At 63.5% G+C, this 13,183-nt stretch carries 12 protein-coding genes; 2 read left to right on the forward strand and 10 right to left on the reverse strand.

Annotated features, from left to right (window positions below; genetic code table 11):
- The 7 genes from QEO92_RS17475 to QEO92_RS17505 all read right to left on the reverse strand — a co-directional run bounded on the left by QEO92_RS17475 (position 1) and on the right by QEO92_RS17505 (position 7,681).
- Positions 1-1,788 carry an adenine deaminase gene (locus QEO92_RS17475; protein ID WP_227703862.1) on the reverse strand — a complete coding sequence of 596 codons (1,788 nt, stop codon included), beginning with the start codon at positions 1,786-1,788 and terminating at the stop codon, positions 1-3.
- The gene (locus QEO92_RS17480; protein ID WP_227703863.1) at positions 1,785-2,708 is read right to left on the reverse strand and encodes a nucleoside hydrolase; all 924 of its coding nucleotides are present in this window, start codon (positions 2,706-2,708) and stop codon (positions 1,785-1,787) included. Before QEO92_RS17480 ends, QEO92_RS17475 begins: the two co-directional genes overlap by 4 nt.
- Positions 2,709-2,720: 12 nt before the next feature.
- Positions 2,721-3,746: an ABC transporter ATP-binding protein gene (locus QEO92_RS17485; RefSeq protein WP_227703864.1), complete on the reverse strand. Its 1,026-nt coding sequence runs from the start codon at positions 3,744-3,746 to the stop codon at positions 2,721-2,723.
- The gene (locus QEO92_RS17490) at positions 3,739-4,521 is read right to left on the reverse strand and encodes an ABC transporter permease (RefSeq protein WP_227703865.1); all 783 of its coding nucleotides are present in this window, start codon (positions 4,519-4,521) and stop codon (positions 3,739-3,741) included. The genes QEO92_RS17485 and QEO92_RS17490 overlap by 8 nt, the downstream gene beginning before the upstream one ends.
- Positions 4,518-5,360: an ABC transporter permease gene (locus QEO92_RS17495; RefSeq protein ID WP_037154652.1), complete on the reverse strand. Its 843-nt coding sequence runs from the start codon at positions 5,358-5,360 to the stop codon at positions 4,518-4,520. Before QEO92_RS17495 ends, QEO92_RS17490 begins: the two co-directional genes overlap by 4 nt.
- Before the next feature lie 219 nt (positions 5,361-5,579).
- Positions 5,580-6,578 carry an ABC transporter substrate-binding protein gene (locus QEO92_RS17500; RefSeq protein ID WP_407722116.1) on the reverse strand — a complete coding sequence of 333 codons (999 nt, stop codon included), beginning with the start codon at positions 6,576-6,578 and terminating at the stop codon, positions 5,580-5,582.
- 32 nt (positions 6,579-6,610) lie between these two features.
- Complete coding sequence (locus QEO92_RS17505; RefSeq protein ID WP_227703867.1) at positions 6,611-7,681, reverse strand: LacI family DNA-binding transcriptional regulator; 1,071 nt, start codon at positions 7,679-7,681, stop codon at positions 6,611-6,613.
- Positions 7,682-7,835: 154 nt separating this feature from the next.
- Between QEO92_RS17505 and QEO92_RS17510 the strand changes: the two genes are divergently transcribed.
- The gene (locus tag QEO92_RS17510; RefSeq protein WP_227703868.1) at positions 7,836-9,263 is read left to right on the forward strand and encodes an amidase; all 1,428 of its coding nucleotides are present in this window, start codon (positions 7,836-7,838) and stop codon (positions 9,261-9,263) included.
- Positions 9,264-9,469: 206 nt separating this feature from the next.
- Here the strand turns inward: QEO92_RS17510 and QEO92_RS17515 are convergent, their stop codons facing one another.
- Positions 9,470-10,408 (reverse strand): LysR family transcriptional regulator, encoded by a 939-nt coding sequence (locus tag QEO92_RS17515; RefSeq protein WP_227705202.1) that lies wholly within the window; start codon positions 10,406-10,408, stop codon positions 9,470-9,472.
- Positions 10,409-10,568: 160 nt separating this feature from the next.
- Between QEO92_RS17515 and QEO92_RS17520 the strand changes: the two genes are divergently transcribed.
- Positions 10,569-11,684: an acyl-CoA dehydrogenase gene (locus QEO92_RS17520; RefSeq protein ID WP_425272381.1), complete on the forward strand. Its 1,116-nt coding sequence runs from the start codon at positions 10,569-10,571 to the stop codon at positions 11,682-11,684.
- Between the two features lie 302 nt (positions 11,685-11,986).
- On the opposite strand, the gene QEO92_RS17525 is transcribed toward QEO92_RS17520, so the two are convergent.
- Positions 11,987-12,478: an SRPBCC family protein gene (locus tag QEO92_RS17525; RefSeq protein WP_227703870.1), complete on the reverse strand. Its 492-nt coding sequence runs from the start codon at positions 12,476-12,478 to the stop codon at positions 11,987-11,989.
- Positions 12,479-12,496: 18 nt separating this feature from the next.
- On the reverse strand, positions 12,497-13,141 hold the full coding sequence (locus QEO92_RS17530) for a glutathione S-transferase family protein (RefSeq protein ID WP_227703871.1): 645 nt from the start codon (positions 13,139-13,141) through the stop codon (positions 12,497-12,499).
- Between the last annotated feature and the right edge of the window lie 42 nt (positions 13,142-13,183).

Here is a 13,183-nt window from a genome sequence, read left to right on the forward strand (position 1 = left end):
CTATTCGAGAATTTCGAGGATCGGTGATTCCAATAACCTGCCGCTGGTCACATCGGCAATGCCGCGATCGGTCTGATGCGGGCCGGGATTGCACGCGAGCGTCACGCCGAAACAGGCCTTGAACACGAGATAGGGCGGCTGCCAGTCGACGACGCGGTCCATGGCGGATCGGATATTCCGGAAACCTTCCGCCACCTCCTCCATCGGCGCTTCGGACACCAGGCCGGAAAGCGGCAATGGAAGGAGAGCCACGACCTTGCCGTCGATCGCCACCGCCATGCCGCCGCCGGCCCCGATGACGGCATTCGCCGCCGCGGCCATATCGGCCGGATCGGAGCCGAAGACGGTGAGGTTGTGGCTGTCATGGGCAAGCGTGGTGGCGAATGCCCCTTTCCACCGGCCCCAGCCGGTGAGAAACCCGAGACGGGTGCGGCTGTCGGCGCGGCCGTGGCGGTGGGTGACCGCGATCAGGGTCGTTCCCTCCGGGGGTACCACGTAACCGTCGGTGACATCCGCAACCGTCTCCCCCCAGTTCGTGAAGCGCGGGCGATCGATCGTTGCGAGCCTGACCTTCTTCGCCGTTGCGGAAAGCTTGAAGTCCTCCGCCGTCAGCGGCTTGAGCTTGACGGAATCCCGAAGCGGCGAGGAATCGATGGCGGCCGCCTCGATCGCCATCGCGCCGTCGTGGGCAACCGGCGTGCCGCTGGCCAGCACATGCCGCGCGCGGAAATCATCGAGGTCTTCGAAAACCACGATGTCCGCGCGGCGGCCGGCGGCGATCAGGCCAAGATCGGCGCGACCGATCCGGACGGAAGCGTTGAGCGTCGCAGCCTGCAGCGCCCATTCCGGCTTCATCCCATAGTGCACCAGCCGGCGGACCACATCGTCCAGTCCGCCGCCGCTGACGAGATCGTCCGGGAAGACGTCGTCGGTGCAGAGTGTCACGGTCTGCGGCAGGTGGCCGAGCGTCTTCAACGCTTCCACAAACTCAGGCAACAGGTGATCATGCGATCCCCGCAACTCGATCGTCAGCCCCGCGCGCAGCTTGGAAAGAAGGTCGGCTCCGGAGACGAGTTCGTGATCGGAGGTCACTCCGGCCGCCATGAAGGCGGCGAGATCGGGACCTGCGAGGCCCCGCGCATGACCGCAGACGAGTTTTTCGGAGACCAGTGCCGCCTGCACGATCGCGCTCATGCGCGGCTCGCGGTCGATGACGCCGCGCATGTTCATGACCTCGGCAAGCCCGCCGATCTTCGGCCAGAACAGCATTTCCTCGACGGCCGAAACGTCGAAATCGGCGCCCGCCACCTCCAGGCCCGGTGCCGACGGCACGCAAGAAGGGGCCAGGACGACCGCACGCAGCGGCAATGGCTTGACCGCCTCGACGGCCCAGCGCACCCCGTCGACACCATGGACGTTGCCGAATTCGTGGGGATCCCAGACGACGGTCGTGACCCCGTGCGGGAGCACGGTTGCCGCATAGATGGCCGGAGTCACCATCGAGCTTTCGATATGCATGTGCGTGTCGATGAGGCCGGGCGAGATGAACGCGCCTTTCGCATCGATGATCCGGGCGGCGTCAGAGCGGCTGCCGGCCTCGTGGACGCTGGCGATCATCGGACCGACGATGCCGATATCCGCCGGCCGCAATTCCCCGGTCCCCATGTCCACCAATGTGCCGCCCGCAATCAGGATGTCGAACGGAGCGTCGCCCCGCGCAGCCGTAACGGCGCGGTCGCGAAAGGCCGGTTCAGTGAACTCCTGCACCGTTGCGATAATGTTCTTCACCAGCTCGCCTCTGCCTGCAATGTTTCGAGAATGAGAGTTCTTGCCCTTTCGGCGTCGATCTCGACACCGTAGGCCGCATTGAATGCCGCCCGCCCGGCACGCGTCTCGACAACCGTGCGCCCGCGTGTCAGCCCGCCCGCGAGCTCCACGTCGATACGTGCCTCGCGCCAGGTCACATGGTCCGGATAGGCGAAGGCGACCGCCGCGACGGCATCGTAGAGCGCCATCGCCGGCCGCCCGCGGCTGGTGGCAATCTTAACGAAGCCTGCCAGGAGATCGGCAACCAGCCCGGCATTGCGGCCGCCTGCCGCCCGGATGGGCGCAATGTCCTCCGGCCCGCACAGCACCTTGCGGCAGAGATCGAGATCGACCATCCGGAACGGGATGTCGTGGGCAAGCACGATCGCCAGCGCTTCCGGATCGGCAAAGGCATTGAATTCGGCGGATGCCGTGTGATTGCCGGTCGTCACTCCGCCGCCCATCCAGGTGAGATCGGTGATCTTCGCCGCAAGATCGGGCCGCGCCAGCGCGATGGCCGCAATGTTGGTGAGCGGCCCGAGCGCCAGGATGCGCCGCTCGCCTTCACCCTTTTCGAGCCAGCAACAGAGCGCTCCGAAAGCGTCATTCTGAAACGTATCGGCAGCCTCCGGCAGACTGAGGCCGGCCGTCGGAATGCCGGTCTCGCCGAGAATGCCCGTTGCCGTCTCCAACTGGCCAAGCACTGGCGTATCACGCCCTACATGGATCGGAAACGGCCAGACGAAGGCAGACGCAGCACCCGCCGCATTGCGGCGGACGGCTTCGAGCGGCGCATTGCCGAAGGCGAGCGAGACGCCGTCGATCGCAAGCCCCGCATGCGCCGCGATCATGATCGCGGCGATGTCGTCGAAGCCCATATCGGTATCGATCCAGATGCCCATGGTCCGGACGCCTCAGGTAAACCGGGAAAGCGGGGCGGCCTTTTCGGCCGGCAGGTCGAAGGAGAGATCGCTGCCCAGCGCATGCGCCGGCTGGCTCGCCTCCACCTCTGCCTTGATCGGGCCGAAAGGCGTATCGAGCAGGTATTCGCGGCTGTCACCGGCAAAGGATGCGCCGCGCACGGTGCCCCGGAAAGGACCTGAGCCCAGGGTCACCATACGCGGCCGCCAGGCCAGACCCGCCGCTGAAGGGGCCGGACCCGATAGGTCTATCAGACCACTGCTGGTCTTCATCTTCCCCTGTTCGATCGGGAAGATGTTTTCGAAACCGACGAAATCCGCCACGAAAGAGGAGGTCGGGCGGTTGTAGATATCCTCGGGCGAGCCGATCTGTTCGATCTTACCGTTCTTCATGACCACAATGCGGTCGGCAAGCGCAAGCGCTTCCGCCTGATCGTGGGTCACGAAGATCATCGTCACGCCGGTTTCCTTCTGGACGCGCTGCAGCTCGGTGCGCATTTCAAGCCGCAGGCGGGCGTCGAGGTTGGAAAGCGGTTCGTCGAGCAGAAGCACCTTCGGCTCCATGACCATCGAGCGGGCAAGCGCCACGCGCTGCTGCTGGCCGCCGGAAAGCTCGGCCGGCTTGCGGTTGGCGAAGCTCGACAGGCCGACCGAGGTGAGGCCCGACCGGACTTTGGCGTCGAGTTCGGTTCCGCGCATGCCCTTGAGCTTCAGGCCGAAGGCGACGTTCTCGTAGACCGAGAGGTGCGGGAAAAGCGCATAGGACTGGAAGACAAGGCCGACGGCGCGCTTGTTGGCCGGCACGCGGGTGATATCCGCGCCGTCGAGCCGCACATGGCCGGACTTGACCGGCAGCAGGCCGGCGATGGCACGCATGGTCGTCGTCTTGCCACAGCCGGAAGGGCCGAGCAGCGCGACGAGCTCGCCCTTGCGGATGGGAAGGTCGAGGTTCGCAACGGCGACGGTGTCGCCATAGGCGAGCGTCAGCTTTTCGAGCGAGAGGTAAGGCGCGTCAGACATAGCGGGAAAATCCGAGGAAGCGTTCGGCAGCAAAGACGATGCCGATGGAAAGGAAGGCGAGCAGCGAGGAGAGTGCGGCAACCGACGGATCGAAGACGATCTCCATATAGGCGATCATGTCGATCGGCAGCGTGCGCACGCCCGGCCCGGAGAGGAACAGCGACACCGGCACCTGGTTGAAGCTGGTGACGAAGCCGAGGATGAAGGCGGAAAGAATGCCGCCGCGGATGTTCGGCATCACCACCCGGAAGAAGGCGCCGAGCCGGGAGGAGCCGAGCAGCACCGCCGCCTCCTCGATATCCGAGCGCAGGTTGTCCAGGCTTGCCGAGACCACCCGCACCGCATAGGGCAGCACCAGCGCCGTATGGGCAAGGAACAATGCCGGCGTGATGCCGACCTGGAACGGCACGACGATGTAGCGGAGCAGCGCCAGGCCGACGATGATGCCGGGCACGATGATCGGCGCCGAGACGACCGTGCGGACGATTTCCGCCCCCGGCAGCTTGTAGCGGGAGAGCGCGTAGGACGCAGGAATGCCAAGCAGGAGTGCTGCCGCCGTTCCGCCGATCGCCAGAAACATCGACATCGCGAAGCTCGCCCGGAAGCTCTCCACCGTGAAGACCTTCAGGATCCAGCGCAGCGAAAAGCCCTGCGGCGGGAAGGCCAGCGTCTCTCCGCCGGAAAAGGAGGCGGCGACGATGATCAGGAACGGCCCGATCAGGAAGCCCAGCACCAGGAAAAGCGTAATGGGAATGAAGAGGCTGCGAGCGCTCACTGCGGGCTCCTCTGCTTGTTCCTGGCCGTGGCGACGCGTTTGAGAAGGATGTTCGCGGCAAAGCTCATGACGATCAGAATGAAGGCGATGACGCTCGCCGAGACGAAATTGTTGGAGACCGAGACCTGCTGGTAGAGCAGCGTCTCCAGCATCAGCACCTTGGAGCCGCCGAGGATGGCCGGCGTGATATAGGCCGTCAGCGAGCCGGTGAAGACCAGCGTGCCGCCGATGACGAGGCCTTCCTTGGTGAGCGGCAGGATGACCTTCCAGAAGACCTGGAACCAGTTGGCGCCAAGCACGCGGGCAGCCGGAACGGCATCCTTCGGCATGTTCTCAAGCGCGGAAATGAGCGAGATGATCATCAGCGGCAGGAAGAGCTGCAAGAGGCCTATGAAAACCGCCGTCTCGGAAAACAGGATGCGCAGCGGCGCATCCGTCAGGCCGACCAGTTGCAGCGCCTGGTTGACGATGCCGGTGCGGCCGAGAATGACGATCCAGGCATAGGTGCGGGCAACCGGCGAGATCATCAGCGGCAGCACGACGAGACCGGTCATCTTGCCCTTGGTGCCGGGCTCCAGGTTGACGATCGCAAACGCGGCCGCATAGCCGAGCACGGCCGAGACGACGGTCACGATCGCCCCGAGCCTCAGCGTGCGCAGGAAGACGGTCCGGTTCAGCGGGTCGGCGAAGAAATCCGTATAGGCGGATATGGTCCAGCCGCCGACCGGATTGCGAAAGCCGTCGGAGAGCAGGATCGCCACCGGCATGAGGAAGACCGCCGCGGCGAAGAATGCCGCGGGCAGTGCAAGCGCCAGCGCTTCAGCCCTGTTGTGGAACATTGGTGGTGGTCTCCTGAACGATCCGCCCTCGAAGGGAACCTGTTTATTTACGTCGTCGCCCGCTTTGCTTCGGACACGTCCTCGCCAGATTTTGCGGCGTCATCCTCGGGCTTGTCCCGAGGATCCAAGCCGAAAAATACGTGACGAAGAGTGTGCCGAAAGCGCTGCAGATCCTCGGGACAATCCCGAGGATGACGACGGAGCGCGATGCGCCAACCCTTACTGCCCGACCTTCTCGTTCCAGCTTTTCACCCAGCCGGCGCGGTTGTCGAGCGCCACGGCGGACGGGATGAGCTTCAGGCTTTTCGCCGTCTCCTCGCCATAGGTGAGGTTGTTTGCGATCGCGTCGGACAGCTTGACCTCCTTGTTGGCCGGACTGTCGATCAGCTTTTCGGCAAGCTTCGTCTGGGTATCGGTCGAGAGCCAGAAATCCATGAACTGCAGCGCGAGATCGCGGTTCTTCGAACCCTTGGTGACGACCATGACGTTCATGCCGCCCGTCTGGCCTTCCTTGGGATTGGCCCAAGCAATCGGCATGTCGAGCTTGGTGAAGGGAGCCCAGGAGAAGCGACCGATGGGTGCTGCCCAGATTTCCTCCTGCTGCATGAGCTGCACGAGTTGCGAGGATTTTTCATAGAAGGTGACGATCTCGCCCTTCTTCTCCCCGACGGCTTCGATCGGAGCCGCAAGGTCCGGCGTGTCTTTGCCGAGCGCAAGACCCAGCATGTAGAGCGCCGGCGGCCCCTGGTTGGTGGTGACGTTCGGCCAGGCGATATGGCTTGCATATTCCGGCTTCAGGAGATCGGCCCAGGACTCGATCTTCATCTTGTCGGAACGATAGGCGATCGAGGTCGCGTAGAAGGTATAGCCGACGCTCATGCCGTCGCCGTTCGGGTCTTTCGCAACGTCGTAGAGCTTGTTGAAGTTGGAGAGCTTCGCCGTATCGACCTTGTCGGTCAGGCCGGCGCGGGAAGCGGCCAGCGCATCGGCCATCGAGACGACGGCCATGTCGACCATCGGATTGGCCTTGTTGGCCTCCAGCTTGGCGAGACGTTCGACGCTGTTGCCGGTCTCGACGACGAGCTTGCAGCCGCAGATCTTCTCGAAGGGATCGTAGACGAGCTGCTTGAATTCATCCTGCGCGAAGGCATAGACGGAAATCGTCAATGTCTTTTCCTGGGCCAGGGCCTGAGTTGGTGCGGCGCCCATCGTGAGCATCAGGGCGGTGCCCGATGCGAGAATGACCTTTTTCATGATTTGAGTTCTCCTGCTGTCGGCTTGTTGGATGGTTGAAGGGCATGCGAATTCGGTGCGCCAGTAGACTGGCGCACGATGAGCTGCATCGGCACCCGGTCCGTTTCCGACGCAACGTTACCGGACGCTGCGGGTTCGGCCTCGCCGTCCTGCGAGATGACCCGGATCAAGGCGGCAACGGCAAGATCGGCGATCGTGGCCATGTCCATGCGTATGGTGGTGAGCGCGGGCGTGACGACGGGGGACCAGATAAGGTCGTCGAAACCGGTGACGCTCACCATTTCCGGCACTCCGATCCCGGCGCGCTGTAGCTCGGTCAGCGCCCGGAGCGCCGAAAGGTCCGAGACGGCCGCAAAGGCAGTGAAGCCGGTTGCGGCCTTTTCCGCAAGCCCGAGCGGACAGCCTTCTCCCGCGACCGCTTCGACCTTCTCGATCCACAGCGTCTCGCATTCGATGCCGGCACCGAACCCGGCCTTCAACCCGCCGATCCGGTCGTTCTGCACATTGGAGGACGTGTTCGTGCCGATCAGCAGGACCTTGCGATGGCCGAGCGCGGCAAGATGCCGCCCCATCTGCACGCCGCCGCCCCAATGGTCGGCGGCAACGGTATTGCCGGGCGTGGACGGCGTATCGATGACGGCGACCGGACAGCCGACATCGGCGATACGCGTGCCGCGCCGGGGCACGATCACCATGCCGTCGACGCCGCGCTCCAGAAGCCGGGCGATCGCCTCCGTCTGCATCGCGATGTCGCCGCGGGAGTCGGCGATCAGCACGCCGTAGCCGGCATTCGAGGCGGCATTCTCGATCGCCTGGGCGATCTGCGGGAAAAGCGGATTGGCGATATCCGGCAGCACAAGGCCGAGAACCCCGGTGCGGCCGGTGCGTAATGCCCGGGCCGCAAGACTTGGCACATAGCCGAGCTCGGCCGCCTTGGCCCGCACCTTTTCCACCAGTTCCGGTGATACCCTGCCCTTGCCCGAAAGCGCATTGGACACGGTCGCCGCCGACACCCCGAGGGCGGCTGCGATCGCATTCATATTCGGTCCGGTCCGGTTGATTGCCATAAAACGCCTTGCTTAAACGTTTAAGCAAGATACTTTGATCAAGTTGCTTTGTCGAGTCGCTTCTGGCCGCCAGGCGATCGATATCCCCATATCTTGCCTTGACTTCGCCCTCCCCACCAGTGGAAATCCGGGTTCGACGATCGGGAGAGGGCAAATGCAGGTCGAAGACATCACCGGACTTTCCGCCACTGACCTGTCCAAAGCGATCCACGACGGGCAAGTATCCTGTGTAGAGGTCATGAAGGCCTATCTGGCGCGCATCGCAAGGCTCAATCCGAAGGTCAATGCCATCGTCAGCCTGCGCGATGCCGATGCCTTGCTTGCCGAGGCCGAGGTCTGTGACACCGAGCTTGCTGCCGGCAAATCGCGCGGCTGGATGCACGGGCTTCCGATCGCCATCAAGGACCTTTGCGAGGTGAAGGGCATCCGCTGCACCTACGGTTCCCCGCTCTTCGCCGATTTCGTGCCGGACAAGGACGAGGTGATGGTCGAGCGCATCCGGGCCGCCGGCGCAATCATCATCGGCAAGACCAATACGCCGGAACAGGGGCTCGGCTCACAGAGCTACAACCCGGTCCACGGCACGACGAAGAACCCCTACGACCTGACGAAAACCGCCGGCGGATCGAGCGGCGGCGCGGCGGCGGCTCTCGCCGCCCATCTTCTGCCGGTGGCTGACGGCAGCGACATGATGGGATCGCTGCGCAACCCCGCCGCCTTCAACAACGTCGTCGGCTTCCGCCCGAGCTATGGCCGCATCCCCTCATCGCTCAAGCTCGAACTCTTCATGGGCCAGCTTTCGGTGCTCGGGCCGATGGGCCGCACGGTGCGCGATGCCGCAGCCCTTCTCGCCACGCAGGCGGGCTACGATCCGCGCGACCCGCATTCGCTCGCCGTCGAGGATCTGGTTCCCCGGGAAGACCGCGATTTCTCCGGCGCCCGCATCGCCTGGCTCGGCGACCTCGGCAGCTACCTGCCCTTCGAGCCCGGCGTGCTGGAACTCTGCCGCGCGACGCTGCCGGTCTTCGAGCGCATCGGCTGCAAGGTCGAAGACGTGGTGCCGGATTTCGACATGGCCGACGTCTGGCGCTCATGGACGACGCTCAGAAGCTGGCTCGCAGCCAATGGCATGCGCGACAACTACGACGACCCCGCCAAGTGGGCCTTGATGAAACCGGAGATCGTCTGGGAAATTGAGCGCGGCCTCGACATGACGGGGCGCGAGGTGCATTTCGCCTCGAAACGCCGCAGCGCCTGGTATCAGTATCTGCTGACGCTCTTCGAGCGATACGACTACCTGATCCTGCCCTCCGCCCAGGTCTTCCCCTTCGATGCGGACATTCATTGGCCCAAGGAAATCGCCGGCCGGAAAATGGACACCTATCACCGCTGGATGGAGGTGGTGATCCCGGCCTCGATGGCCGGCCTGCCCGTCGCCGCCATGCCGGCCGGCTTCAGCTCAAACGGCCTGCCAAACGGCATCCAGATCATCGGCCGCCCCCGCGCCGACAGGGCCGTGCTGGAGGTGGCGCTGGCCTATGAGAAGGTGACGGAATGGTTGGATAGAAGGCCGGAGCTTTAGCTGAAACGGTGCGGCAGGTTTACCTCTCCCCTTGCGGGAGAGGTTACAAAATCACGATCTTAGCTTCAGCTAAGTCGTAGATTTTGTTGGTGAGGGGATTGGCTGCGAAATACCCCCTCACTTGCGATTTCTAACACTTAGCTGAAGCTAAGATGTTGAAATCGCTTTCTCTCCCACAAGGGGAGAGATTAAGATGCCAAAACCTCCTACCACCCCACCACCTCTTCGTTCTCCCGATACCGCCCGACCTCTTCCAGCAACCAGGCCCGAAAGGCCACCACCGGGCGAAACCCCGTCTTGCTGAGCGGCGCGACGGCATAATAGGCGCTGGGGCTCCTGACCTGATGCGGAAAGGCCTCGACCAATTGGCCGCTCGCGAGTTCCGAATCGATCAGGAAGAGCGGCATCAGCGCCACGCCGAGCCCCGCGATACAGGCCTGCGCGACGTTGCCGAACTGCTCGAACCGCATGCCCTGCGACGGCGTGCCGGTAACCCCGAGGCTCTCGAACCAGTGGCTCCAGGCGCCCGGCCGCGACGCCATGTGCAAGAGCGGCAGGCGCAAAAGGTCCTCCCCCCTGATGATGGGGTGCGCCTTGAGGAAGGCGGGAGAGCAGACAGGCGCCACCATCTCCTCCATAAGGAATGTGCATTCCGCCCCCGGCCAGTCCGGCCCTTTTTCACCCATGGGCCCGATATGGATCGCCATGTCGATGCCGTCGCGGTCGAAATCGAAGACGCCGATGCGGGTCGCGAAATTGATGGTGATCTCCGGGTGCCGGGCGACGAATTGCGGGATGCGCGGCATCAGCCAGCGGGTCCCGAAAGTCGGCAGGATGGCGAGGTTCAACTGGTCACTATGCCGTTTTGTCATGACCTGCAGCGAAGCCGAGCGGATCTGTGTCAGCGCGCCGGCGACCGCCTTGGCGTATTCCTCGCCGGCGGGCGTCAACATGACGCCTCTGCTCGTGCGGTCGAACAGCAGCACGCCAAGCTGCTCCTCCAGCCCGGAAACCTGCCGGCTGATCGCCCCTTGCGTCAGCGACAGCTCTTCTGCCGCGGCCGAGAAGCTGCCGAGCCTCGCGACGGAATCGAAAGCCGCAAGCGCGGAGGTGGAGGGAAGCAGTTTTCGCGAGAGGCTGACCATGGCGTTATTACTATAGATCATGGCCGGATGAGTAAACGGTGCTTGCTCTTCGCGGCCGCGCGGCGATAATTCTTTCAAACTTGAAATTGGAGTGAGACCCTTGGCTTTTTCCTGGAATGATCCCTTTCTGCTTGAAGACCAGTTGACCGACGAGGAACGGATGATCCGCGACGCGGCCGCCGCCTTCGCCAAGTCCGAACTCCTGCCGCGCGTCCAGGAAGCCTATCTCGAAGAGACGACCGAACCCGAACTCTTCCGCCTGATGGGTCAGACGGGCCTGCTCGGCGTCACACTGCCGGAGGAATACGGCGCCGCCAATGCTTCCTATGTCGCCTATGGCCTCGTTGCCCGCGAGATCGAACGGATCGATTCCGGCTATCGCTCGATGATGAGCGTTCAGTCCTCGCTGGTCATCTACCCGATCTATGCCTACGGCTCCGACGATCAGAAGAAGAAGTACCTGCCCGGCCTCGTCTCCGGCGAGTTGATCGGCTGTTTCGGCCTGACCGAGCCGGACGCCGGCTCCGATCCGGGCGGCATGAAGACCCGCGCCGAGAAGATCGAGGGCGGTTACCGCCTGCGCGGCTCGAAGATGTGGATTTCCAACGCGCCGATCGCCGACGTCTTCGTCGTCTGGGCGAAGTCCGAAGCCCATAACAACGAAATCCGCGGCTTCGTGCTGGAAAAGGGCATGAAGGGTCTTTCCGCGCCGAAGATCGGTGGCAAGCTGTCGCTGCGCGCCTCGATCACCGGCGAGATCGTGCTGGACGGCGTCGAGGTTTCGGAAGACGCCATGCTGCCCGGCGTCTCGGGCCTCAAGGGACCCTTCGGCTGCCTCAACCGCGCCCGCTACGGCATTTCCTGGGGTGTGATGGGGGCGGCGGAAGACTGCTGGTTCCGCGCCCGCCAGTACGGCCTTGACCGCAAGCAGTTCGGCAAGCCGCTTGCCGGCATGCAGCTCTACCAGAAGAAACTTGCCGACATGCAGACGGAGATTGCGCTCGGCCTCCAGGCGTCGCTGCGCGTCGGCCGGCTGATGGACGAGCACAGGATGGCGCCGGAGATGATCTCCATCGTCAAGCGCAACAATTGCGGCAAGGCGCTGGACATCGCCCGCCAGGCCCGCGACATGCACGGCGGCAACGGCATCCAGATCGAATTCCATGTCATGCGCCATGCGCAGAACCTGGAAACGGTCAACACCTACGAAGGCACGCATGACGTCCATGCGCTGATCCTCGGCCGCGCCCAGACCGGCATCCAAGCGTTTTTCTGAGTAGACGCGTTCGCCGCTTCGGCAGACCGGCAGCTCCCAGCGCGCCGGACTCAGACTGCGGACAAAGGCGGCAATTCCTCTTTCGTCATGCTCGGGCTTGTCCCGAGCATCTGACCACGTCTATATTCCCGAAATTACATAAATATAAACAATAGCTTGGCAAGCGACGGCAGATCCTCGGGACAAGCCCGAGGATGACGTCCTGCACGCCGAGATGTTTGTCAGCAGTCTGAAGGACCGGCAGCTCCCAGCGTGCCGGGCCTTCCATGTTTCTGCGCCTCGGCGAAGCGACAGTCGCTGGTTCACACGTCCGCGCCCAGGGTGACGAGAAGTTCATCCAGCTGACCGAACTGTTCAGGCATCGCGCCTTCCATGCCGGCGCAGGATTCGTCGCGCGCCTCCTTGGAAGGATAGAGTTCGTGAAGGACCAGCAGCGTCTTGCCATCCTCTTCCTCGAAGGTGACCGTGGTGACGGAGCCCTCTTCGCTTTCGTCATTGGTCCAGACGAGGCGTGAAGGCGGCGACACTTCGAGATATTTGCCGAAGAACGTCATGGAGTTTTCGGCATCCTGTCCGAACGTGACGCTATAGCCGCCGCCGGTGCGGACATCCATCTCGCAGGAAAGAAGCGGTACGCCGCTGGATTTCGGTGCCCACCACAGCTTGAACAATTCGGGCGTGGTCCACGCATCGAACACGAGGCGAACCGGACCGTTGAAGGTGCGCGTCACGACGAGTTCGCGTTCGGACCTCCGTTCGACCGCCGTGCGGCGGTCACTCACTCTCTTTTCCATCGAATTTCTCCTTGAGTTTCAAAGCCTCGACACTTTTTTGTCCCACGCCTTCGTGTCCGCACAGACATCCATCGCCTGCCTGTAGGCCTCGCGGCCGGTGGTTCGTGCAACATAAGCGCGTTCAGCCTCGCCAAAGGCAAAGCCGACAGTCCTGCGGGCAAATTCCAGTGCATAGGTCACCGAAATGTCCGCCGCCGTGAATGTTTCGCCGGCAAGATAGGGCGAATGCGCAAGCTGTCGCGTCACCAGTCCCAGCCGGCTCTCGAACACGGATAGCGCCTGGCCGGCACTCCAGTTCTGCCGCTCGGCCTCCGGCGCGAGATTGCGGGCACCGGAGACGAAGTACATGGAAGCCGCCAGCCCCGCTTCGCCCAGGTGAAGGAACTGCTGGTACGACGGGAAGGCGGGATCGGATGGTTGCGGCGCAAGCGGCGTCGGCCCGTAGCGGGCCATCAGATATTCCATGATCGCAATCGACTCGACCATGATGACGTCGCCGTCCTGAAGTGCCGGGATGAACCCGGCGGGATTGATCGCCAGAAATTCCGCGTCATGCTCGACGCCGGCGATCAGGTCCACCGGCCTCAGCCGGTACGGCAGGCCCATTTCCTCCAGCAGCCAGACGACCCGGAACCCTCTCCCTTCGCCATATACGGTAATCATGCCCGATACCCTCCTTCCCGCACCTGTCTCGAAAACGGCAAG

It is taken from the genome of Neorhizobium petrolearium, from assembly GCF_029854435.1.
GTDB lineage: Bacteria > Pseudomonadota > Alphaproteobacteria > Rhizobiales > Rhizobiaceae > Neorhizobium > Neorhizobium petrolearium.

Coding starts and splice junctions, on each gene's coding strand:
- QEO92_RS17530 (WP_227703871.1), bottom strand. CDS start 13,141: ATGATTACCGTATATGGCGAAGGGAGAGGGTTCCGGGTCGTCTGGCTG.
- QEO92_RS17525 (WP_227703870.1), bottom strand. CDS start 12,478: ATGGAAAAGAGAGTGAGTGACCGCCGCACGGCGGTCGAACGGAGGTCC.
- QEO92_RS17485 (WP_227703864.1), bottom strand. CDS start 3,746: ATGTCTGACGCGCCTTACCTCTCGCTCGAAAAGCTGACGCTCGCCTAT.
- QEO92_RS17505 (WP_227703867.1), bottom strand. CDS start 7,681: ATGGCAATCAACCGGACCGGACCGAATATGAATGCGATCGCAGCCGCC.
- QEO92_RS17480 (WP_227703863.1), bottom strand. CDS start 2,708: ATGGGCATCTGGATCGATACCGATATGGGCTTCGACGACATCGCCGCG.
- QEO92_RS17500 (WP_407722116.1), bottom strand. CDS start 6,578: ATGCTCACGATGGGCGCCGCACCAACTCAGGCCCTGGCCCAGGAAAAG.
- QEO92_RS17495 (WP_037154652.1), bottom strand. CDS start 5,360: ATGTTCCACAACAGGGCTGAAGCGCTGGCGCTTGCACTGCCCGCGGCA.
- QEO92_RS17520 (WP_425272381.1), top strand. CDS start 10,569: ATGATCCGCGACGCGGCCGCCGCCTTCGCCAAGTCCGAACTCCTGCCG.
- QEO92_RS17510 (WP_227703868.1), top strand. CDS start 7,836: ATGCAGGTCGAAGACATCACCGGACTTTCCGCCACTGACCTGTCCAAA.
- QEO92_RS17515 (WP_227705202.1), bottom strand. CDS start 10,408: ATGGTCAGCCTCTCGCGAAAACTGCTTCCCTCCACCTCCGCGCTTGCG.